Below are 22,140 nucleotides of genomic sequence, written 5' to 3' on the forward strand. Positions count from 1 at the left end.
CGGTGGTCGAGGAGTCCACGTGACGGACGAGGATGGCGGGTCGGGGGCCCGCCGAAGGGGTGACTTCCCGGTCCCGGGGGATGTGCCGGTGAACGGCCGGCGGCCGTCCCGGAACGGCCGTCGGGCTGGTGGTCCCGGGCGATCGAATCCGGCCGGAGTGCAACAGTTGCCCGCCGACCATTAGCGGGAGGTCGGCATGGACCGGTAGTGTTCGGCATTGCCGAACGACGTCAGCGACGCCGAGGTCGGCAGTCGAAGGGGACGGAGGCAGTACGTCGATGGCACGGAACATCCAGTCGCTCGAACGGGCGGCCGCGATGCTGCGCCTGCTCGCGGGCGGTGAGCGAAGGCTCGGCCTGTCGGACATCGCCTCGTCGCTGGGTCTGGCCAAGGGCACCGCGCACGGCATCCTGCGCACCCTCCAGCAGGAGGGTTTCGTGGAGCAGGACGGGGCTTCCGGGCGCTATCAGCTGGGCGCCGAGCTGCTGCGCCTGGGGACGACCTACCTCGACGTGCACGAACTGCGGGCCCGCGCCCTGGTGTGGACGGACGACCTGGCGCGCTCCAGCGGGGAGAGCGTCCACCTGGGGGTCCTGCACCAGCAGGGCGTACTGATCGTGCACCACGTCTTCCGTCCCGACGACAGCCGGCAGGTGCTGGAGATCGGCGCCATGCAGCCGCTGCACTCCACGGCGCTGGGCAAGGTGCTCTCGGCGTACGACCCGGTCGCGCACAGCGAGGCGCTGGAGGCCGACCGCAAGGCGTACACCGACCGGACCGTGTGCGAGCCGGACGGGTTCGAGCACATCCTCGACATCACGCGCGCGCGGGGCTACGCGGCGGACGTGGAGGAGACCTGGGAGGGCGTCGCGTCCATCGCCGCCCCCATCCACGACCGCAGGCGCATGCCGGTCGGCGCGGTCGGCATCACGGGTGCCGTGGAACGGCTGTGCCGGGAGGGCGAGCTGCGTCCCGAGCTGGTCGCGGCGGTACGGGACTGTGCCCGCGCGGTGTCGCGGGACCTGGGTGCCGGGCGGTTCTAGGAGGGTACTGGCAGGGGCCGGGACGCCAGAGGGCGTTCCGGCCCCTGGCGTTTCCCGGGTGACCGTCCCGCGGCGCGATCGATAGCCCGCGACGATCAATAACGATCGTGCTTTCGATAACACAGCTCTTGACGCATCCGTGACGCCACGGCGAGACTCGCGTCCATCGGTCGGCATTGTCGAACACCTACCGGCAATACGCGTTAGAGTGTGACAACGCCAAGGGCCGCCATCGCTCTCACACCGAGGGCGCCGGAACACCCGGAGGGACCCGGGGTTCGGCTTCCCCTGGACGAAGGACAAAGGAGTCGCGGGTGTCCAGCTCCGACATCTTCATCGGCGAGACCATCGGTACCGCCATACTCATCCTGCTCGGCGGCGGCGTCTGTGCCGCCGTGACGCTCAAGGCCTCCAAGGCCCGCAACGCCGGCTGGCTCGCCATCGCCTTCGGGTGGGGCTTCGCGGTCATGACGGCGGCGTACATATCGGGTCCGCTCTCCGGCGCCCACCTCAACCCCGCCGTGACGGTCGGCATCGCGGTCAAGGACGGCGACTGGAGCAACACGCCGACCTATTTCGCGGGTCAGCTCCTCGGCGCCATGATCGGCGCGGTCCTGGTCTGGATCGCCTACTACGGCCAGTTCCAGGTCCACCTCACCGACCGCGAGATCGTCGGCGGCCCCGGCGCGCAGGACACGGCGGCCAAGGCCGTCGAGGCGCAGGAGAAGGGCGCCGGCCCGGTCCTGGGCGTCTTCTCCACCGGCCCGGAGATCCGGCACACGGTCCAGAACCTCGCCACCGAGATCATCGGCACCTTCGTCCTGCTGCTCGCCATCCTGACCCAGGGCCTGAACGACGCGGGCAACGGCCTCGGCGTCCTGGGCGCCCTGATCACCGCGCTCGTCGTGGTGTCGATCGGTCTGTCGCTCGGTGGCCCGACGGGCTACGCGATCAACCCGGTCCGCGACCTCGGCCCGCGCATCGTGCACGCGCTGCTGCCGCTGCCCAACAAGGGCGGCTCCGACTGGGCCTACGCCTGGATCCCGGTCGCCGGTCCGCTGATCGGCGGTGCGCTCGCCGGAGGTGTCTACAACGTCGCGTTCGCCTGAGCGGGCCTCCGCTCGGCCATCATCGAGCCGCAGCACACGCGCCGTACGCACCGGCCGCCACACCACGGAAACCCAGGAGCACACAGTGACCGACGCCCACACCGCAGGCCCCTTCATCGCCGCCATCGACCAGGGCACGACCTCCTCCCGCTGCATCGTCTTCGACCGCGACGGGCGGATCGTCTCCGTCGACCAGAAGGAGCACGAGCAGATCTTCCCGAAGCCGGGCTGGGTCGAGCACGACGCGACCGAGATCTGGACCAACGTCCAGGAGGTCGTCGCCTCAGCGGTCGAGAAGGCCGGCATCACCCGTGACGACATCAAGGCCATCGGCATCACCAACCAGCGCGAGACGACCCTCGTGTGGGACAAGAACACCGGTGAGCCCGTCCACAACGCCATCGTCTGGCAGGACACCCGCACCGACGCCCTGTGCAGGGAACTCGGCCGCAACGTCGGCCAGGACCGCTTCCGCCGCGAGACCGGCCTGCCCCTCGCCTCCTACTTCGCCGGCCCCAAGGCCCGCTGGCTGCTCGACAACGTCGACGGTCTGCGCGAGCGCGCCGAGGCGGGCGACCTGCTCTTCGGCACCATGGACACCTGGGTCATCTGGAACCTGACCGGCGGGGTGAACGGCGGCAAGCACGTCACCGACGTCACCAACGCCTCCCGCACCATGCTGATGAACCTGCACACCATGCAGTGGGACGAGAGGATCGCCGAGTCCATCGGCGTGCCGACGCGGATGCTGCCCGAGATCCGCTCCTCCGCCGAGGTCTACGGCGAGATCACGGGCGGCAGGCTCGGCGAGCTGCTCGGCGGCATCCCCGTCGCCTCCGCGCTCGGCGACCAGCAGGCGGCCCTGTTCGGCCAGACCTGTTTCTCCGAGGGCGAGACGAAGTCGACGTACGGCACCGGCACCTTCATGGTGATGAACACCGGTGACAAGCTCATCAACTCCTACTCGGGCCTGCTGACCACGGTCGGCTACAAGATCGGCGACCAGGACACGGTCTACGCCCTGGAGGGCTCGATCGCCGTCACCGGTTCGCTGGTGCAGTGGATGCGCGACCAGATGGGCCTGATCTCCACCGCCGCCGAGATCGAGACCCTGGCGATGCAGGTCGAGGACAACGGCGGCGCCTACTTCGTGCCGGCCTTCTCCGGTCTGTTCGCCCCGTACTGGCGCTCCGACGCCCGCGGCGTGATCGCCGGCCTGACCCGGTACGTCACCAAGGCGCACCTCGCGCGCGCCGTCCTGGAGGCCACCGCCTGGCAGACGCGGGAGATCGCGGACGCCATGACGAAAGACTCCGGCGTGGAGCTGACCGCCCTCAAGGTCGACGGCGGCATGACCTCCAACAACCTGCTGATGCAGACCCTCGCCGACTTCGTGGACGCCCCCGTGGTGCGCCCGATGGTCGCCGAGACCACCTGCCTCGGCGCCGCCTACGCCGCCGGCCTCGCCGTCGGCTTCTGGAACAGCACCGACGACCTGCGCGCCAACTGGCGCCGGGCCGCCGAGTGGACCCCCCGCATGGACGCGGAGACCCGCGACCGTGAGTACAAGAGCTGGCTCAAGGCCGTCGAGCGGACCATGGGCTGGCTCGAGGACGAGGAGTAAGAACCACCATGACCACGCAGTCCACCCTGCAGTCCGTGCCTGCCCTGGGGACGCACCCGGCCTCCGGCTCGAACCCGGGCCGGGCCGAGACCCGGGAACAGCTCTCCAAGGCGTCGTACGACCTCCTCGTGATCGGCGGCGGCATCCTGGGCATCTCCACCGCCTGGCACGCCGCGCAGTCCGGCCTCAGGGTGGCCGTGGTCGACGCCGGCGACTTCGCCGGCGCCACCTCCTCCGCCTCCTCCAAGCTGCTCCACGGCGGTCTGCGCTACCTGCAGACCGGCGCGGTGAAGCTGGTGGCGGAGAACCACTTCGAGCGCCGTGCGGTCTCCCGCCAGGTGGCCCCCCACCTGGCGAACCCGCTCACCTTCTACCTCCCCGTGTACAAGGGCGGGCCGCACGGCGCGGCGAAGCTGGGCGCGGGTGTCTTCGCGTACTCGGCGCTGTCCGCCTTCGGCGACGGCGTCGGCCACCTGCTCTCCCCGGCCAAGGCCGCGCAGGACGTGCCGGAGCTGCGCACCGACAACCTGAAGGCCGTGGCCGTGTACGGCGACGACCAGATGAACGACGCCCGCATGGCGCTGATGACCGTCCGCGCGGCGGTCGACTCGGGCGCGGTCGTCCTCAACCACGCCGAGGTCACCGGTCTGCGCTTCACCAAGGGCCGGGTGACCGGCGCCGAGCTGAAGGACCGGCTGACCGGCGACGAGTTCGGCGTGAACGCGCGCCTGGTGCTCAACGCCACCGGCCCCTGGGTCGACCACCTGCGCCGCATGGAGGACCCGAACGCGGCGCCGTCCATCCGCCTGTCCAAGGGCGCGCACCTGGTGCTCAAGCGCACGGCGCCCTGGAGGGCGGCGCTGGCGACCCCCATCGACAAGTACCGCATCACCTTCGCCCTCCCCTGGGAGGACATGCTGCTGCTCGGCACGACCGACGAGGAGTTCGAGGGCGACCCGGCGGACGTCGCGGTCAACGAGAAGGACACCGCGCAGATCCTCGACGAGGCCGCGTTCTCCATCCGCGACCAGCAGCTCGACCGGGACCTGATCACGTACTCCTTCGCGGGTCTGCGGGTGCTGCCGGGCGGCCCCGGTGACACCGCGAAGGCCAAGCGCGAGACGGTCGTCAGCGAGGGCCGGGGCGGCATGCTGTCCGTCGCGGGCGGCAAGTGGACCACCTTCCGCCACATCGGCCGTACGGTGATGAAGAAGCTGGAGGCGCTGCCGGGCCACCCCCTCGGCGACGACTTCGAGCCGGTCTCCACGCTGCCGAAGAAGCTGCCGCTGCCCGGCGTCGCCAACCCGCGCGCGGTCGCCCACCGGCTGCTGGTGGACGGCCCGGCACCCGGCCCGCGGATGGCGGCGGACACCGCGCGGCACCTGGCCACCCACTACGGTTCGCTGGCCTTCGACATCGCCCGGCTCGCCAACGAGTCCCCGGAGCTGGCGGAGCGCGTCCACCCGGACGCCCCGGAGATCTGGGCGCAGGTCGTGTGGGCGCGGGACCACGAGTGGGCCGAGACGCCCGACGACGTGCTGCGCCGCCGCACCACGCTGACGATCCGCGGCCTCGCCACGGACGACGTGCGGGCGAAGGTGCAGGACCTGCTCGACAAGAAGTAGGCCCCGTCGCGCCGTTCGCGCCCGGTCCCGGCCGTCCCGGGGCCGGGCGCGGCCGTTGCGTGACGCCGGTGAGGTGTCCGGACGGCCGCGAACGGGACATGGCGGGGGCGCGGTCGGCCGGGGGTTCCGAGCCGCCGGAACGGGGCAGTGATCCGTTCACTCCCCCGTGCACGGGGGCTGCGGGCGGCCCCTCGGCACGCCGTAAGGTTGGGGGGTACGCGAGGGCACGTCGGAAGGAGGCGCTGGGTGATCGAGCTCGAGGGGGTTCCCGAGCTGGTCGACCCGGTCATGGTGGCCGCGTTCGAGGGCTGGAACGACGCCGGCGACGCCGCCTCCACCGCGGTCGCGCATCTCGACCGGGAGTGGAAGGGCGAGGTGTTCGCGGCACTGGACGCGGAGGACTACTACGACTTCCAGGTCAACCGGCCCACGGTGTTCATCGAGGACGGCGTCCGCAAGGTCACCTGGCCGACGACCAGGCTGTCGGTGGTCCGGGTCGGCGGCGACAAACCGCGCGACCTGGTCCTGGTCCGCGGCATCGAACCGTCCATGCGCTGGCGCTCGTTCTGCAACGAACTGCTGGGCTTCGCCCACGAGCTGGGCGTCGAGCTGGTGGTCGTCCTGGGCGCGCTGCTGGGCGACACCCCGCACACCCGTCCGGTGCCGGTCAGCGGGACCACGTCCGACGCCGATCTGGCGCGGCGCATGGACCTGGAGGAGACCAAGTACGAGGGGCCCACGGGCATCGTCGGCATCCTCCAGGAGGCGTGCACGCACGCGGGCGTACCGGCCGTGTCGCTGTGGGCGGCGGTGCCGCACTACGTGTCGCAGCCGCCCAACCCGAAGGCCACGCTGGCCCTGCTGAACCGGCTGGAGGACCTGATCGACGTACGCATCCCGCTGGGCGAGCTGCCCGAGGACGCGCGTGCCTGGCAGGTGGGTGTGGACCAGCTGGCCGCCGAGGACAGCGAGGTCGCCGAGTACGTCCAGTCGCTGGAGGAGGCCCGGGACACCGCGGAGCTGCCGGAGGCGTCGGGCGAGGCGATCGCCCGCGAGTTCGAGCGTTATCTGCGCCGCCGGGACGGCTCGGGACCGGGCCAGCCGGGCGGGCACGCCACGGCGGACGGGGATCCGTCCCCCGGGGCGCCGTATCTGCGGGACAACCCGAGCGGGCGGACCCGCCCGCCGCGGCCGCCGAAGGCGAGCGGGGACGACGAGGAGTCGTCGGAGGACTGAACCGACGTGACAGGGGGCGCCTCCCGGTGGGAAGCGCCCCCTTCGCGTGTACGGCCGGTGCCTACAGGGCGACGCCGAGCAGCGCGTCGACGGCGCGGGACACCACGCCGGGTGCGCCGGTGTCCGTGCCGCCGCTCTCCTGCTGGCGGGCGGCCCAGCGGTCGACGGCGTCGAGCGCCGCCGGGGAGTCCAGGTCGTTCGCGAGAGCCGCGCGGATCTCCTCGACCAGCGCCTCGGCGGGCGGACCGTCGGGCCGGGAGACGGCGGCGCGCCAGCGGTCCAGCCGGGCCAGGGCGTCCTGGAGGACCTGATCGGTCCACTCCCAGTCGGAGCGGTAGTGGTGGGCGAGCAGCGTGAGCCGGATGGCGGCGGGGTCGACGCCCTCGCGGCGCAGCTGCGACACGAAGACCAGGTTGCCCCTGGACTTGGACATCTTCTCGCCGTCCAGCCCGACCATGCCGGCGTGGACGTACGCCTTGGCCATGGGGAACTCGCCGGTGAGCGCCTGGGCGTGCGAGGCGCCCATCTCGTGGTGCGGGAAGGCGAGGTCGGAGCCGCCGCCCTGGACGTCGAAGCCCATGCCGAGGTGGTCGAGTGCGATGGCCACGCACTCGATGTGCCAGCCGGGGCGCCCGCGGCCGAGCGAGCCGCCGTCCCAGCTGGGCTCGCCCTCGCGGGCCGCCATCCACAGCATCGGGTCGAGCGGGTTCTTCTTGCCCGGCCGGTCCGGGTCGCCGCCCCGCTCGGCGGAGAGCAGCCGCATGGCGGCGGCGTCCAGGTGGGAGACCTGGCCGAAGTGCGGGTCGGCCTCGACCGAGAAGTAGGTGTCGCCCTCGAGCTCGTAGGCCGCGCCCGACTCCCGCAGCCGCTCGACGAGCGGCACGATCCCGGGTATGGCCTCGACGGCGCCTATGTAGTGCCGGGGCGGCAGCATCCGCAGCGCCGTCATGTCCTCGCGGAAGAGGGCGGTCTCCTTCTCGGCGAGGGCGGTCCAGTCGACGCCGTCGCGCACGGCCCGCTCCAGCAGCGGATCGTCGACGTCGGTGACGTTCTGGACGTAGTGGACCTGCCGCTTGGTGTCGAGCCACACGCGCTGCACGAGGTCGAACGCGTTGTAGGTCGCCGCGTGCCCCATGTGGGTGGCGTCGTACGGTGTGATGCCGCAGACGTAGATGCGGGCGACGGGACCGGGGTCGAGGGTGACCAGGCCTCCGGTCGCGGTGTCGTGGATCCTCAGGTCGCGGCCCTGACCAGGCAGGGCGGGGACCTCGGAAGCGGGCCAGGCATGCATGTCATGAGCCTAACCGGACGGATGTTCCGTACACGAACCGGACCGGCCGGATGGCCGGTAGGGCACTCTTGCGCGACACCGGCCGGTGTGCCACGGCCTCACCGGCGGACGTCCGGGGCCCGCACCGGTGGAAGCACGACTTCGACCACAGGCGCACAGGCGCCCGCACCGGGCGCCGCACGCAGACCCGCACCGGGCGCCGCGCGGAGAACCGCACCGACGAAGCACCGGGGCACACCGGCCGACGCGCCGCGGCGCGACCGGCACTCGCGCGGGAGCGTGACAGCCGACGTACGACGCCCCGCACCGACGGACCTGCGGGGGACCGCACCGGCCGAGACGCCGGGGCCGTGCCGGCCGCGGTGCCGAGGCGCGGTGGCCACGGTGCCGGAGCCGTGCCGACCACGGTGCCGAGACGCGGTGGCCGCAGTGCCGGAGCCGTGCCGACCACGGTGCCGAGACGCGGTGGCCACGGTGCCGGAGCCGTGCCGACCACGGTGCCGAGACGCGGTGGCCACGGTGCCGGAGCCGTGCCGACCACGGTGCCGAGGCGCGGTGGCCACGGTGCCGGAGCCGTGCCGACCACGGTGCCGAGACGCGGTGGCCACGGTGCCGGAGCCGTGCCGACCACGGTGCCGAGGCGCGGTGGCCGCAGTGCCGGAGCCGTGCCGACCACGGTGCCGAGGCGCAGTGGCCGCAGTGCCGGAGCCGTGCCGACCACGGTGCCGAGGCGCAGTGGCCGCAGTGCCGGAGCCGTGCCGACCGCGGTGCCGAGGCGCGGTGGCCGCGGTGCCGAGGCGCGGTGGCCACGGTGCCGGGGCGGCGGTGGCCGACGGGTGTCGGTGTCGGTCCTACACGGGTGGCCACGGGATGGCCGGCCACTCACCGCCCGGTTCCGGGTGCTTGCCGGACGTCAGCAGGGCGTCGACCCGCGCGCGGGTGGCGGTGAGTTCGGCGGGGGTGATGAGGGCGCCGAGACGGGTCGCCAGCGTTCCGCCGTCCCCGAGGGCCTCCCTGAGACCGTCGAGGGCGGCCAGGGCCTCCCCGGTGAGGGTCTCGCCCGCCCAGCCCCACAGCAGGGTGCGCAGCTTGTCCTCGGCGTGGAAGGTGACGCCGTGGTCGATGCCGTACAGCCGCTCCCCGGCGGCGGGCAGCAGGTGGCCGCCCTTGCGGTCGGCGTTGTTGATCACGGCGTCCAGGACGGCGAGCCGGCGCAGCCGCTCGTCGTCGGCGTGCACGAGGAGGGCGGTGCGCCCCTCCCCCACCTCGGCCAGGGCGACCGCCTTCCAGCCGGGGCCGGGCTGCTCGGTGTCCACCAGGGCGAGCAGTTCCGTCTCCGGAACCGACTCGATCCACAGCTGGACCATGCCCTCGCCGTAGGGCCCGTCGCGCAGCACGGTCGGCGGGACCAGGCCCCAGCCGGTCGCCTCGGAGACCTCGTACGCGGCGACCTCGCGCTGGGCGAGGGTGCCGTCGGGGAAGTCCCACAGGGGCCGCTCCCCGGCGACCGGCTTGTAGACGCAGGCCGCCTCGCGTCCCTCGTGCGTGACCGTGCAGTACAGCGCCGCGTTGGAGGCGTCACGGATGCGTCCGCGCACGGTCAGCTCGCCCAGGGCGAGCAGCTCGGCGGCCGCCGTGTCGGTGGTCACGCTCCGCGGCGGTATCCGTTCTGGCGCGGACATACGTGTCCTTCCGGGTCGAGCGGGAGGCTGCACAGCGGGCACGGCGGCCGCCCGGCGTTGACGACGTCGAGGGCGCGCTTGGCGAAGGCCCTGGCCTGCGCGCCGGTGAGGCGGACCCTCAGCATCGGGGGGCCGTTCTCCTCGTCCTGGAGGAGCCGCTCCTCGGCCTCCGCCAGGTCCTCCTCGGACTCGGCGTCCAGCTCCACGAGTGCCTGGGCCTCGACGATCATGCGCTGGTCCTCGCCGTCCCAGGCGAGCGCCATGGTGCCGACCCGGAACTCCTCCTCGACGGGGGTGTCCAGCGGCGCCGTGTCGGCGGGGCCGGTGGGGGCCATGGCGGGGACCTCGGTGCTGCCGCCGCTGCGCCGTACGACCTCGTCGAGGAGTTCGTCCATGCGCTCGGCGAGAGCGGCCACCTGGGTCTTCTCCAGGGCCACGCTGGTCACCCGGGAGCCGGCGGAAGCCTGGAGGAAGAAGGTACGGCGCCCGGGCAGTCCGACCGTGCCGGCCACGAAACGTTCCGGTTGGTCGTAGAGGAACACCTGACGGGACACGTCCTGTCTCCATGAGAAGTCGTAAGAGCGGGAAGGGCGGGGTGGGTCACTGCTGCGGTCGCTTCACCCTACTGCGGCCGACGATCACGGTGCGCCCGCACCGCCACCGACGGTGGCCTCGTCGCCGGGCGGCTCCTCGCGCGGGGCCAGCGAGGCGAAGTCGCCGGTGTCGCCGAGGCGGACGAGGAACGGGCGCAGCCTGGTGTAGCGGATCGCGGTGACGGAGCAGGGCTCGACGGAGATCCGCTGGAAGAGGTCGAGGTGCAGGCCCAGCGCCTCCGCGACGAGGGACTTGATGATGTCGCCGTGGGAGCACATGAGGTAGACGGCGTCGGCGCCGTGGTCGCGTTCCACGCGCGCGTTCCACTCGCGGACCGCCTCGGCGGCGCGGGTCTGCATGGCGCGCATCGACTCGCCGCCGGGGAACGCGGCGGCGGAGGGGTGCGCCTGGACCACCTCCATCAGCGGCTCGTCCTTGAGCTCGGCGAGCTTGCGGCCGGACCAGTCGCCGTAGTGGCACTCCCCGATCCGCTCGTCGGTGTGCGCCCGCAGCCCGGGCCGGGCGTCGAGGAGCGGCCGGATCGTCTCCTGGCAGCGCTGCAGGGGGCTGGAGACGATCTCGGACAGGGGCAGGCCGGCGAGGCGGCCGGGCAGCGCGGCGGCCTGCGCGGCCCCGCGTTCGTCGAGGGCGACGCCGGGCGTCCAGCCGGCGAGCAGCCCCTCGGTGTTGGCGGTGGAACGTCCGTGCCTGACCAGGATCAGCGTGGGCATGCGGACAGGGTAGGCATACGACCCGGTGCGCGGGCGCCGGGGCGGAGGGAGAATGCGTTCGGTGATCGTCGACTGCGCCATCTACCGGGACGGGCACCGAACGGACGGGCCCGAGGACTTCTCCGACGCGCTCGGTGAGGCGCGCTCCGGGGGCGGCTTCGTCTGGATCGGGCTGCACGAGCCGTCCGAGGAGGAGTTCGACCTGGTCACCGAGGAGTTCGCGCTGCATCCGCTGGCGGTGGAGGACGCCCTCAAGGCGCACCAGCGGCCGAAGCTGGAGGTCTACGAGGACTCGCTCTTCGCGGTCCTGAAGCCGGTGGTGTACGAGCCGGAGAGCGACGCGGTGTCCACCGGCGAGCTCATGATCTTCCTGGGCGACGCGTTCGTGGTCGTCGTCCGGCACGGCGAGGGCTCCCCGCTGAAGGACGTGCGGCAGCGCCTGGAGCACGAGCCCGAGCTGCTCGGCAAGGGCCCCACCTCGGTGCTGTACGCGATAGCGGACGCCGCCGTCGACCACTACCTGGACGTGGCGGTGGAACTGCAGAACGACCTGGAGGAGCTGGAGGCGGAGGTGTTCTCGCCGGACGGCGGCGGCTCGCGGCACACCGCGTCGCGGATCTACACCTTCAAGCGGCAGATCCTGGAGTTCCGCCGGGCGACGGGTCCGCTGGCTCCGCCGCTGGCCCGGCTGGCCGGGACGGGGGCGTTCGGCGCCGGGGTGCCGTACGTGAACGAGAAGGCGCGGCCCTTCTTCCGGGACGTCAGCGACCACCTCTCGCGCGTCAACGAGTCGGTGGAGGGCCTGGACCGGCTGGTCTCCGACATCCTGTCGGCGCACCTGGCGCAGACGAGCGTCCGGCAGAACGACGACATGCGGAAGATCTCCGCGTGGGCGGCCATGGCGGCGGTCCCCACGATGGTCGCGGGGGTCTACGGCATGAACTTCGAGCACATGCCGGAGCTGCGCTGGGAGTGGGGATATCCGGCGGTGATCGTGCTGATGGCCGGGCTGGAGGTGCTGCTCTTCCGGCTGTTCAAGCGGCGGGGCTGGCTCTGAGGGAGCCGTGCCGCTCAGGCGACCTCGGGGGCGGCGGTGGCCGGTCCGCCGAGCGCGTCGCGCCGCTCGGGCGCCCGCAGGGTCACCATGCGGCGCCAGCCGGCCAGCCGCTCGAAGGCGTACACCGCGTGGATGCCCGCCGCGAGCAGCGCGGACCTGGCGCGGGACCAGCCGAGGAGGCGCCCCATGCGGGCCATGACGCCGAGGCTGACGTCCCGGTGGACGCGGATCTCGGCGAGTGCGCACTCGCGCAGCGTCGCGTGGATGTGGCGGCCGTGTCCGGCGGCGGCGTAGCGCAGCAGTTCCTCGTGGGAGTAGGCGAGGTGGTTGTCCTCGTCGGCGGAGATCATCCGGACGGCCCGGCCCAGGTCCGGGTGGTCCCCGAAGTGCTTGAGGAGCATCGCCATCTGCTCGGCCGCGCGCTGTTCGGTGACCCTGCTGTGCGCCAGGTAGGTGATGATGTCGCGGACGGTCAGCGGCTGGTCGGCCTTGAGCTTCTCGTGGGCGAGGCCGATGCCGTGCCGTTCCAGGAGCATGGTGTAGTCGGTCTCGGGCGGCACCTCGACGGGCTCGAGGCCGCGCTTCTTCAGCAGGGCGTTGAAGATCCGCCCGTGCTTGTCCTCGTCCGCGCCGTGCCGGGTGATCTTGGGTGCGAGGGCGCGCTCGCTCTCCGGCACGAGCGCCGCGATGCGCGCGTTCTCCCAGCCGCCCTGCGACTCACCGCTGGCCGCGATGGAGCAGAAGAGACGGAACGACTCGTCGTTGTCGAGGATCTCCTGGAACAGGCTCTTGGCCGAAAGCATCGATGGCACCTCTCTGCCTCTGCAAGGTGGCGCAGATTCCGCAGACTCCGCAAAGACCGAGTCAAGTGCGGGAGGTGAGGCGCGGCAACAGGTGCGGCGGGCAACTCAGCCAAAAGAAGGACGGCCAGGAACGCGAGGAGGCGTAACCACACGCGCACGGGCGCGTTGTGCTCCGTGACGGCCGTGGCGGGGAAGACCCCCGAGCCCCCACCACGGCCGCAGAACCTACCGGCGGACCTACGCCAGTCCGGCCCGCTCCAGGGCCTCCGTGCCGGCGCGGAGCGCGGCGATCCGCTCGTCCAGGGTGAAGCCCGCGGGGGCGAGCGTCAGGGTGGTGACACCGGCGGCGGCGTAGGCCTTCATCCGGTCCGCGATGCGGTCGACGGAGCCGAGCAGGGTGGTCTGGTCGATCAGCTCGTGCGGTACGGCCGCGGCGGCGCCCTCCTTGTCGCCGGACAGGTACTTGTCCTGGATCTCGGCGGCCTCGGCCTCGTAGCCCATGCGCTGGGCGAGCTGGTTGTAGAAGTTCTGCTTGCGGCTGCCCATGCCGCCGACGTAGAGCGCGGTGTAGGGCCGGAAGGTGTCGGCGAGCGTGGTGACGTCCTTGTCGTCGCCCAGGGCGAGCGGCAGCGTCGGGCAGATGTCGAAGCCGTCGAGGGTCTTGCCGGCCTTCCCGCGTCCGGCGCGCAGGTGCTTGACCGCGGTCTCCTCGAGGTGGTCGGCGGAGGGGAAGATCAGCAGGGCGCCGTCGGCGATCTCGCCGGTCTGCTCCAGGTTCTTCGGGCCGATCGCGGCGATGTACAGGGGGATGTGCTCGCGCTGCGGGTGCACGGTGAGCTTGATCGGCTTGCCGGGACCGCCGGGCAGCGGCAGCGTCCAGTGCTGTCCCTCGTAGGAGAGCCGTTCCCTGGTCATCGCCTTGCGCACGATCTCGACGTACTCGCGGGTGCGGGCGAGCGGCTTGTCGAACTTGACGCCGTACCAGCCCTCGGAGACCTGCGGGCCGGAGACGCCGAGGCCGAGCCGGAAGCGGCCCTTGGAGAGGGAGTCCAGGGTGGCGGCCGTCATCGCGGTCATCGCGGGCTGGCGGGCCGGGATCTGGAAGATGGCCGAGCCCACGTCGATGCGCTCGGTCTGGGCGGCGACCCAGGTGAGCACGGTGGCGGCGTCGGAGCCGTAGGCCTCGGCGGCCCAGCAGACGGCGTACCCGAGCCGGTCGGCCTCCTGGGCGACGGCCAGGTTGTCCGCGTCCATTCCGGCACCCCAGTAGCCGAGGTTGATCCCGAGCTGCATGGCCGATTCCCCTTACCGATCAGTAACGTGTTCTGTGCCCCGACCTTAGCGCGGGAATTCGGTTGTCCACAGGCCCCCACAGCGCAAGCCGTGGCCAGTAATGTCGGCGTTCATGGAGCAGAGGCATCTCGGCCGCACCGGCCTGCGCGTGTCCCGCATCGGTCTCGGCACCCTGACCTGGGGCCGGGACACGGACGAGCACGACGCCGCGGACCTCTTGAAGACCTTCTGGGAAGCGGGCGGGACCCTCGTCGACACGGCGGACGTGTACGGGGACGGCGAGGCCGAGTACCTGCTCGGCCGGCTCATGGAGGGCCTGGTGCCGCGCCGGGACCTGGTCATCTCGACCAAGGCGGGCAGCGTGCCGGACCCCGACCGCCGCTTCGACGGTTCGCGCGCCCACCTCCTCTCGGCACTGGACGCCTCGCTGGCCCGCCTGGGCACGGACCACGTCGACGTGTGGCACCTGCACGCCTTCGACCCGGACACTCCGCTGGAGGAGACGCTGCACGCCCTCGACGTGGCGGTGAGCAGCGGCCGCGCCCGGTACGCGGGCGTTTCGAACTTCTGCGGCTGGCAGCTGGCCAAGGCGGCGACCTGGCAGGTGGCGGCGCCGGGCGTGCGGAACCGGTTGGCGAGCACGCAGATGGAGTACTCGCTGCTCCAGCGCGGCATCGAGCGCGAGGTGCTGCCGGCCGCCCTGGACCTGGGCATCGGGCTGCTCCCCTCCTCGCCGCTGGGCCGCGGGGTCCTCACGGGCAAGTACCGCAAGGACGCGACGCCGACCGACTCGCGGGGCGCCTCGGAGCACCTGGCCCCCTTCGTCGCCCCCTACCTCGACGACACGGCCGGCCACATCGTGGACGCGGTGGCGACGGCGGCGGACGGGCTCGCGGTGACGCCGCTCCAGGTGGCGCTGGCGTGGGTGCGGGACCGGCCCGGCGTGGTCGCCCCGATCGTCGGCGCGCGCAACGCGCAGCAACTCACGGCGGCGTTGTCAGTGGAGGCCCTTAGTCTTCCTGACGAGATCTGCCGGGCGCTCGACGACGTGTCGGCGCCCGTGCACCGCTATCCCGATCACGACTGGAGCACGCTGTGAGCACGGAGCCCGAGCCCACCTCCGAGGATCCCACGGCCACCGTGGACGCCGGGCCGGAGACGCCGGGCACGACGGACCGGGCGGGGCGGCCCGGCGGCGAGAGCGCGGGCGACGCCGGTTCGGGTGACCCGGACGAGGCCGCCGGCGACGACGCCGGTGGCGCGGACGCCTCCGGGGCGCCGGACGGAGCCGTGGACGGAGCGGTGGCCGTCGACGGAGAGGCCGCTCGGCCCTCCGAGGCCGAGGCCGAGCTGGCGGCCCAGCGGATCGAGCGGGAACGGATCGCGCGGCGGAGGGCCGAGAAGCAGGCTCCGATCGACGCCGGGGCCAAGCTCAGCGGCACGGCGGCCGACCTGCTCGCCGCCGTACGGGCCGTGGAGAGCGGCGAGAAGCCCGCGGCCACGGTCTTCGGCGAGCCCGCTCCCGCGCCGCGCCGGTCCGCCCCCGAGCCGGCGCCACGGCCCCGACCGGTACGGGCCGAGCAGGTTACCGGGCCCGCTGCCCCCGCGCCGGAGGCCGTCCAGGCCGTGCGGCGGGTACTGGCGGAGGGCGGCGCCCCCGAGGCGCTCGCACCGCAGACCGCGGCACTGCTCGGCGAGGGCGCGGGGGACGCGCTGCGCGCGGACCCCTGGCTGTTGCTGCGGGTCGGCGGGGTGCGGCCGGAGCAGGCCGACGGTTTCGCCCGGTCGCTGCTCGGCGCGGCGTGCGGCCCGGACGACGAGCGCCGCGGCCGTGCGGTCACCGTGTGGCTGCTGGAGCAGGCGGCCCTGGCCGGGCACACGGCCCTGGAGTTGCCGCGACTGACGGCCACGCTGGCCCAGCGCGGCGTGCCGGACCCGGACGCCGCCGTACAGAGCACGCTCGCCGAGGGCGAGGCGCTGGCCTTCCAGGACCCGCTGGACGAGCCCGGCGCCCGCCCGGGGACCGCACCGGGCGGGGCCGAGGCCGACGGGCCCGGTGGGGCGGACGCGCCGGACGAGGACGAGGAGAGGCCGGTCAGGGTGCTGATCGGTCTCGAACGGTTCGCGCTCGCAGAGGAGAGCCTCGCGGACGGCCTGGCGCGGCTGGTCAATTCCGCACCCAAGGAGGACGGCTCCGCCGCGGACTGGGAGCGGGCCGCCGACTCGGCGCCGGGTGCCGCCGCCGACCTGATCCGCGCCGTCGCGGGGCACGGACTGGTCCTGCACACCGGCGGCGAGGCGTCCATGGCCGAGCCGGCCGCCCTCCTGCGCGCCGCCCACGCGCTCGGCCTGCGGGCCTGGGCCGCCGCGCCCGGTCCGCTGGGCCGCGACCGCTTCGCCGCTCACCTGGGCGACGGCACCCCGTCCGCACCCCACGGCCCGGAACCGGCCGCGCCCGCCCCGGAGGGCTCCGGCCCCACCGGCCCCGCCCCCGCCGTCACGGTGGCCGGGCTGCTGGCCGGCACCGAGGGGCCGGGGCGGGACGCCGACGGCGCGCTGGACCTCGATCTGCTCGTCGTGCTGGACGCACCGCAGCTGGACGTCGAGGCCGGCGCCCTGCTGGTGGAGTCCCTGCCGGACGGGGCGCGGCTGGTACTGGCCGGCGATCCGGCGGTGCTGTGTTCCGTGGGACCGGGACGGATCTTCGCGGACCTGCTGGCGGCGCGGGCCTGCCCGCAGATCGCCTCCCGGCGCCCGGACCCCGGCCCGCTCGGCGAACTGGTCTCCGGCATCGGCATCGGTGAACTCGGCCAGGTGGAAGCGCCCGGCAAGGAGGTCGTGATCGTGCCGGTGCGGGACGCGGGCGAGGCCGTGCACCGCACCGTTCAGCTCGTCGCGGACTCCGTACCGCGTGCGATCGGCGTGCCCGCCGAGGACACGCAGGTGATCACCCCGGGCCACGGCGGGGCTGCGGGCACCCGGGCGCTCAACGCGGCACTGAAGCAACGGCTGAATCCCGGCCCCGGCCGCTTCGGCGGCTTCGATCCCGGCGACCGCGTCGTCTACTCCCCCGTGCCGGGCCGTACGCTGCCGGGCCGGGTCGTGAAGGCCGACGCCGACGGGCTGCACCTGTCGTGCGCGGGTGAGTCCGTGGTCGTACCGCAGGAGCGGGTGGAGCGGTCCGTGCGGCACGGATGGGCGCTGACCGCGCACCAGGCGGTCGGCGGGCGGTGGCCAGCGGTGGTCGTGGTCCTGCCGGGCGACGCCGTGCGGGCGCTCAGCCGCCCCTGGATCTACACGGCGTTCGGCCGGGCCGCCCGTCATCTGTCCGTGGTGCAGGGCGTGGAGCAGGCGTTGCCCCGCGCCGTGGCCGAGATTCCGGCCAAGCCGCGCACGACCCGGCTGCCGGTGCTCCTCGCGCCGCAGGTCCCGGTGACCGGCTGACCGGTCGAGCAGGGCGGCGGCGACGGTCGACGGGCATCCCCGTCCGACCGCCGCCGCCGTCCCGGGCCGCCTGCTCGCGGCTCACGACCTTCGGCGATCCGCCCCCAGCCGCCCGCTCTCGTCGTCCTCCTCCGTGTCGAGGTCGCCGTCGACGTCCCCGTCCAGATCGGCGTCGAGTTCTTCCTCTTCGTCTTCTTCCTCTTCGTCCCCGAGGTCGTCGTCGAACTCGTCGTCGAAGACCGCGCTGACGTCGAACCGGCACACCACGCGTTGCGGATCGACCTGTTCGAAGGGGGCTTCCAGCCACTCCCCCGGCTCCGCCGGCTCGTCCGAGGCCGTCACCCAGAGCGTGGAGTCGCCTTCCTCCAGGCCGAACTCCTTGTGCCGGGAGGCGATCTCGTCCGGCTCGAACTCGCCGAACAGGAGACCCAGCGCCCCGTGCACCGTGCCGGAGGCCGCCAATGCCTCGCCCTCATCGTCCGCCGCCTCGACCCGGCGTGCCTGGGCCATCAGCCGCTGCGGCTCGGCCACGGCGTAGTCCCGGCGGATCAGGACGCTCAGCGCGCTCGGTTCCTCGGGTCCGTCGTACGGCGGCAGGGAGTCGTCGGCGCCGGGAATCTCGAAGGGGGTGACCTCGTCGTAACGGTCGTAGAGCAGTTCGTCGTACGCCTCCGCGGCCGCGGCCAGTTGGTTGAACGCGTCGTAGACGGCCGGGTCGTCCTCCCCCGACCGGCGTTCGACCGCGGCCAGGTGGCGGTCGAGCGCGGTCTTGACCGCCTCGGCGGCGGCGCGTACCTCGGCAGCGGTGGGCTGCGCAGCATCAGACATAGTGCAGACGCTATCCGTACCGGGCCCCAGCCCGCACAATAGATTCGATGCCGGAATACGAATTTGTCGACGTGTACGTGCCGCGCGGGGTTTCCCGCAAGGAGACAGCGCGTCTGCTGACCGACCACGCCGAGTACGGACACTGGGAGTTGTACCGCCTGAGCCTGCTGCGCGACGGCAGCCGCAGGGTGCGGCTGCGGCGCCGGATCATCCGCCAGGTACGCGCCACCTGGTGAGCCCGGTGACCGGGCTCGGCCGGGCACGGGTGACGGAGACGGAGCGGGCCCCGCCGTGCGGGGCCCGCCGCGCGTGCGGGCCACCCGGCCCCGCGGCCACGGTCAGCGTCACGCCGAGGCGCGCGCCTTGCGGTACAGCACCGTGCCCGCGAGCAGCGCGCCCGCGCCCACCGGGAGGGCGAGACCCAACGGCAGGTCACTGCCGGTCTCGGCGAGCTGCGCGTCACCCTGCGGCTGGGTGACGGTCTGGGTGTCCGGCTGGTTTCCGTCCGAGGAACCGCCGGGAGTGTCTTCGCCCGGGTCACCGGGGTTGCTCGGGTCCCCGGGGTTGCTCGGGTCCCCGGGGTTGCTCGGGTCCTCGGGGGCACTCGGGTCCCCGGGGTCACCGGGATCACCCGGGTCTCCAGGGTTACCCGGATCGCCGGGGTCACCCGGCTCCCCGGGCGGTGTCTCATCGCCCTCCCCAGGCGGCGTGGAGTGATCTCCGCCACCCCCGTTGCCGCAGTCGTTGCCGGTGGTCGGGTTGAGGGCACCGACGACGTCGACGCTGTTGCCGCACACGTTCACCGGCACGTGGACCGGCACCTGCACGGTGTTGCCGGAGCCGACGCCCGGCGAGTCACTGGCGTGCCCGTCGGCGTGCGAGCCCCCGTGTGTGCCCGACTGGCCCTTGGAGTCCCCGTATCCGCCGGAGGCCGCCCCGCCGCCCTGGTTGGCGCACGAGTTGCCCATCGCCGGGTTGAGGATGCCGACGACGTCGACCGTGTTGCCGCAGACGTTCACCGGCACGTGCACCGGAGCCTGCACCGTGTTGCCGGACAGCACGCCGGGCGAACCCGAACTGGAGCCGTGCGCCCCCGAGTCCGCGTGGGCGGCGCCGCCCGCGGCGGCGATCACACCGGTGGCCGCCGCCATCGTCATCAGACCCTTGCGGGTGACCTGTCGCATTTCCTGAATCCCTGCCTTGCCCTAGTCCCGCGGCACCGAGAATGCCGAGAATTCCGCCGTTGCCGTGCTCCCGTCCCCGAGATTCTCTGAAAGACCGTCGGCCCCGGAGCGCATGGCGCGCGTTCCGGGGCCGACGGACTCAGACCCTCACGGGGCGAGGCGCGACGTCACTTGTTGATGCAGACGTTGCCGAAGGCGGGGTTCAGCAGGCCGATCACGGAGACCGTGTTGCCGCAGACGTTCACCGGGACGTGAACGGGCACCTGAACGACGTTGCCGGAGAGGACGCCGGGCGAGTGCACGGCGGCACCCTGGGCACCGGAGTCGGCGACGGCCATGCCGGCACCCGCGAGAACCAGACCACCGGTGGCGGCAGCGGCGGCGACGACCTTCTTGAGCATTATTCCTCCTAGTTGGCAAAAGCGATCCAGGTTGCTGATCGCATCACCTGTAACGAGGAGGGAGTAATGAGGCTACGAGCCTATGAGCGTATTCACCCTTCCCGGTCCCACCCCGCACGCGCGACCGAATAGCCCCCGAACATTCGCGCCCATCGATCAGGACGCGTCGATGAAACGGTCGAGCACCCGCACGCCGAACTGCAGTCCCTCCACCGGCACCCGCTCGTCCACCCCGTGGAACATGCCGGCGAAGTCCAGCTCGGGCGGCAGCTTGAGCGGCGCGAAGCCGAAGCAGCGGATGCCGAGGTCGTCGAAGGACTTGGCGTCGGTGCCGCCGGAGAGCATGTAGGGCACCGCGCGCGCGATCGGGTCCTCGGCGCGCAGGGCGGTCTGCATGGCGTCGACGAGCCGGCCGTCGAAGTCGGTCTCCAGCGCCTTGTCGGCGTGCACGTCCTCGCGCCGCACGCGCGGGCCGAGGATGCGGTCGAGGTCGGCGAGGAACTCCTCCTCGTAGCCGGGCAGGAAGCGGCCGTCGACGTGCGCGGTGGCCTGGCCGGGGATGACGTTGACCTTGTAGCCGGCGCCGAGCTGGGTGGGCGCCGCCGAGTTGCGCAGGGTCGTGCCGATCATCCGGGCGATGCCGCCGAGCTTGGCGAGGGTCTCCTCCATGTTCTCGGGGTCGAGCTCGGTGCCGAGCGCGTCGGACAGTTCGTCGAGGAAGGCCCGGACGGTCTTGGTGACCCGGACCGGCCACTTGTGCCGGCCGAGCCGCGCCACGGCCTCGCACAGCTCGGTGATCGCGTTGTCGTCGTTGGTCATCGAGCCGTGGCCGGCCGTGCCGTCGACGGTGAGCCGCATCCAGTGCATGCCCTTCTCGGCGGTCTCGACGAGGTACAGCCGCAGCTTCTCGTTGACGGTGAACGAGAAGCCGCCGACCTCGCCGATCGCCTCGCTGACGCCCTCGAACAGCTCCGGGTGCTTGCGCACCAGGTGCTTGGCGCCGTAGGTCCCGCCCGCCTCCTCGTCGGCGAGGAAGGCGAGCACGATGTCGCGCGGGGGCTTGCGTCCGGTGCGCAGCCGGTCGCGGACGACCGCGAGGGTCATCGCGTCCATGTCCTTCATGTCGACGGCCCCGCGCCCCCACACGCACCCGTCGGCGATCTCGCCGGAGAAGGGGTGGTGGGTCCAGTCGTCCGCGTTGGCCGGCACGACGTCGGTGTGGCCGTGGATGAGCAGCGCGGGCCGGGAGGGGTCCTCGCCCTCGATGCGGGCCACCGTGGAGGCGCGTCCGGGGTGCGATTCGAAGATCTGCGGTTCGAGCCCCACCTCGGCGAGCTTCTCGGCGACGTACTCGGCCGCCTTGCGCTCGCCGGGACCCGAGTGGTCGCCGTAGTTGCTGGTGTCGATCCGGATCAGCTCGCGGCAGAGGTCGACGACCTCGTCCTCGCCGGTGACGCTCCTGGCCGTGCCCGAGTCGCTCACGTGCTTCCTCCCGCGGTCGCTGCTGAAGTCACTGCTGGTGTCAGTGCTGGTCGGTCCCCCTCATCCTCCCCCTCCCGCCGTCCGCGCCCAAGGAGGGGGTGATCGGCCACCCCGGAAAGCCTGGTAATGTTTACGTCGTCGCCGCGGGAAACGAACCGCACGACAGACACCTTGTCCGGGTGGCGGAATGGCAGACGCGCTAGCTTGAGGTGCTAGTGCCCTTTATCGGGCGTGGGGGTTCAAGTCCCCCCTCGGACACCAGTTGAGACCCCTGCCGAGCAGGGGTCTTCTGCTTTTTCCGAGCGGTGCGCGCAGCGGGCACAATGGCCGCCATGACCACGCCTTCCTGCCCGTGCGGCCTGTCCGAGCCCTACGCGAAGTGCTGCGGCCGCTTCCACGCGGGGACGGCGTCCGCGCCGACCGCCGAGGCCCTGATGCGCTCCCGCTACAGCGCCTTCGTGAAGGGCGACGCGGGCTACCTCCTGCGGACCTGGCACCCGAGGACCCGACCGGCCCGCCTGGACCTGGACCCGGGGATGCGCTGGACCGGGCTGGAGATCCGGGAGGCGACCGGCGGATCCGCCTTCCACGCCACCGGGACGGTCACCTTCCGCGCCTCCTACCGCGGCGGCTCGCTGCACGAGCGGAGCCGCTTCGAGCGCGTCGACGGAGCGTGGGTGTACGTCGACGGGGAGTTCCTCGACTGACCGGCT

Annotated in this window: 20 protein-coding genes and 1 tRNA gene; 11 read left to right on the forward strand and 10 right to left on the reverse strand. The window is 72.7% G+C overall.

Annotation, left to right across the window (positions count from 1 at the left end):
* Positions 1-278: 278 nt before the first annotated feature.
* The 5 genes from M6G08_RS32875 (at position 279) to M6G08_RS32895 (ending at position 6,637) form a co-directional block, all read left to right on the forward strand.
* The gene (locus M6G08_RS32875; RefSeq protein ID WP_073730955.1) at positions 279-1,043 is read left to right on the forward strand and encodes an IclR family transcriptional regulator; all 765 of its coding nucleotides are present in this window, start codon (positions 279-281) and stop codon (positions 1,041-1,043) included.
* A gap of 314 nt (positions 1,044-1,357) precedes the next feature.
* Positions 1,358-2,152, forward strand: a complete 795-nt coding sequence (locus M6G08_RS32880) for an MIP/aquaporin family protein (protein WP_272590777.1) — start codon at positions 1,358-1,360, stop codon at positions 2,150-2,152.
* A gap of 85 nt (positions 2,153-2,237) precedes the next feature.
* Positions 2,238-3,776: a glycerol kinase GlpK gene (gene glpK / locus M6G08_RS32885; protein WP_272590778.1), complete on the forward strand. Its 1,539-nt coding sequence runs from the start codon at positions 2,238-2,240 to the stop codon at positions 3,774-3,776.
* An 8-nt stretch (positions 3,777-3,784) separates the two neighbouring features.
* Positions 3,785-5,401, forward strand: coding sequence for a glycerol-3-phosphate dehydrogenase/oxidase (locus M6G08_RS32890; protein ID WP_272590779.1), 1,617 nt, complete (start codon positions 3,785-3,787; stop codon positions 5,399-5,401).
* A gap of 246 nt (positions 5,402-5,647) precedes the next feature.
* Complete coding sequence (locus tag M6G08_RS32895) at positions 5,648-6,637, forward strand: PAC2 family protein (RefSeq protein ID WP_272590780.1); 990 nt, start codon at positions 5,648-5,650, stop codon at positions 6,635-6,637.
* A gap of 61 nt (positions 6,638-6,698) precedes the next feature.
* Here the strand turns inward: M6G08_RS32895 and mshC are convergent, their stop codons facing one another.
* The 4 genes from mshC to M6G08_RS32915 form a co-directional block, all read right to left on the reverse strand.
* A complete protein-coding gene (gene mshC / locus M6G08_RS32900) occupies positions 6,699-7,928 on the reverse strand; it encodes a cysteine--1-D-myo-inosityl 2-amino-2-deoxy-alpha-D-glucopyranoside ligase (RefSeq protein ID WP_272590781.1) in 1,230 nt (409 codons plus the stop codon).
* An 851-nt stretch (positions 7,929-8,779) separates the two neighbouring features.
* Positions 8,780-9,610, reverse strand: a complete 831-nt coding sequence (locus tag M6G08_RS32905) for an Rv2133c family protein (RefSeq protein ID WP_272590782.1) — start codon at positions 9,608-9,610, stop codon at positions 8,780-8,782.
* Complete coding sequence (locus M6G08_RS32910; RefSeq protein WP_272590783.1) at positions 9,574-10,164, reverse strand: Rv2134c family protein; 591 nt, start codon at positions 10,162-10,164, stop codon at positions 9,574-9,576. The genes M6G08_RS32905 and M6G08_RS32910 overlap by 37 nt, the downstream gene beginning before the upstream one ends.
* An 84-nt stretch (positions 10,165-10,248) precedes the next feature.
* Entirely contained in the window at positions 10,249-10,935 is a 687-nt protein-coding gene (locus M6G08_RS32915) for a histidine phosphatase family protein (RefSeq protein WP_272590784.1), read from the reverse strand.
* A 61-nt stretch (positions 10,936-10,996) separates the two neighbouring features.
* On the opposite strand from M6G08_RS32915, the gene corA reads away from it, so the two are divergent.
* Positions 10,997-11,992 carry a magnesium/cobalt transporter CorA gene (corA, locus tag M6G08_RS32920; protein ID WP_272591498.1) on the forward strand — a complete coding sequence of 332 codons (996 nt, stop codon included), beginning with the start codon at positions 10,997-10,999 and terminating at the stop codon, positions 11,990-11,992.
* Between the two features lie 14 nt (positions 11,993-12,006).
* Here corA and M6G08_RS32925 read toward each other — a convergent pair whose 3' ends face one another.
* Both M6G08_RS32925 and M6G08_RS32930 read right to left on the reverse strand, forming a co-directional pair.
* A complete protein-coding gene (locus tag M6G08_RS32925; protein WP_272590785.1) occupies positions 12,007-12,795 on the reverse strand; it encodes a ferritin-like domain-containing protein in 789 nt (262 codons plus the stop codon).
* 237 nt (positions 12,796-13,032) lie between these two features.
* On the reverse strand, positions 13,033-14,088 hold the full coding sequence (locus M6G08_RS32930; RefSeq protein WP_272590786.1) for an LLM class F420-dependent oxidoreductase: 1,056 nt from the start codon (positions 14,086-14,088) through the stop codon (positions 13,033-13,035).
* A gap of 112 nt (positions 14,089-14,200) precedes the next feature.
* Here M6G08_RS32930 and M6G08_RS32935 point away from each other — a divergent pair, with 112 nt between their 5' ends.
* A complete protein-coding gene (locus tag M6G08_RS32935) occupies positions 14,201-15,187 on the forward strand; it encodes an aldo/keto reductase (protein WP_272590787.1) in 987 nt (328 codons plus the stop codon).
* Positions 15,184-17,532 carry a helix-hairpin-helix domain-containing protein gene (locus M6G08_RS32940; RefSeq protein WP_272590788.1) on the forward strand — a complete coding sequence of 783 codons (2,349 nt, stop codon included), beginning with the start codon at positions 15,184-15,186 and terminating at the stop codon, positions 17,530-17,532. The genes M6G08_RS32935 and M6G08_RS32940 overlap by 4 nt, the downstream gene beginning before the upstream one ends.
* An 81-nt stretch (positions 17,533-17,613) precedes the next feature.
* On the opposite strand, the gene M6G08_RS32945 is transcribed toward M6G08_RS32940, so the two are convergent.
* The gene (locus M6G08_RS32945) at positions 17,614-18,360 is read right to left on the reverse strand and encodes a hypothetical protein (RefSeq protein ID WP_272590789.1); all 747 of its coding nucleotides are present in this window, start codon (positions 18,358-18,360) and stop codon (positions 17,614-17,616) included.
* A gap of 47 nt (positions 18,361-18,407) precedes the next feature.
* Between M6G08_RS32945 and M6G08_RS32950 the strand changes: the two genes are divergently transcribed.
* Positions 18,408-18,596 carry a DUF5703 family protein gene (locus M6G08_RS32950; RefSeq protein WP_030244084.1) on the forward strand — a complete coding sequence of 63 codons (189 nt, stop codon included), beginning with the start codon at positions 18,408-18,410 and terminating at the stop codon, positions 18,594-18,596.
* 108 nt (positions 18,597-18,704) lie between these two features.
* Here the strand turns inward: M6G08_RS32950 and M6G08_RS32955 are convergent, their stop codons facing one another.
* The 3 genes from M6G08_RS32955 to M6G08_RS32965 form a co-directional block, all read right to left on the reverse strand.
* Complete coding sequence (locus M6G08_RS32955; protein ID WP_272590790.1) at positions 18,705-19,544, reverse strand: chaplin; 840 nt, start codon at positions 19,542-19,544, stop codon at positions 18,705-18,707.
* Positions 19,545-19,711: 167 nt separating this feature from the next.
* Entirely contained in the window at positions 19,712-19,945 is a 234-nt protein-coding gene (gene chpH, locus M6G08_RS32960) for a chaplin ChpH (protein ID WP_055416097.1), read from the reverse strand.
* A 156-nt stretch (positions 19,946-20,101) separates the two neighbouring features.
* Positions 20,102-21,427, reverse strand: coding sequence for a M20/M25/M40 family metallo-hydrolase (locus M6G08_RS32965; RefSeq protein ID WP_272590791.1), 1,326 nt, complete (start codon positions 21,425-21,427; stop codon positions 20,102-20,104).
* Between the two features lie 173 nt (positions 21,428-21,600).
* Between M6G08_RS32965 and M6G08_RS32970 the strand changes: the two genes are divergently transcribed.
* Both M6G08_RS32970 and M6G08_RS32975 read left to right on the forward strand, forming a co-directional pair.
* Positions 21,601-21,688 (forward strand) — tRNA-Leu (locus tag M6G08_RS32970).
* A 71-nt stretch (positions 21,689-21,759) separates the two neighbouring features.
* Complete coding sequence (locus M6G08_RS32975; RefSeq protein ID WP_272590792.1) at positions 21,760-22,134, forward strand: YchJ family protein; 375 nt, start codon at positions 21,760-21,762, stop codon at positions 22,132-22,134.
* The last annotated feature ends 6 nt before the right edge of the window (positions 22,135-22,140 follow it).

Origin of the sequence: Streptomyces sp. M92 (assembly GCF_028473745.1) — a bacterium.
Taxonomy (GTDB): Bacteria; Actinomycetota; Actinomycetes; order Streptomycetales; family Streptomycetaceae; genus Streptomyces.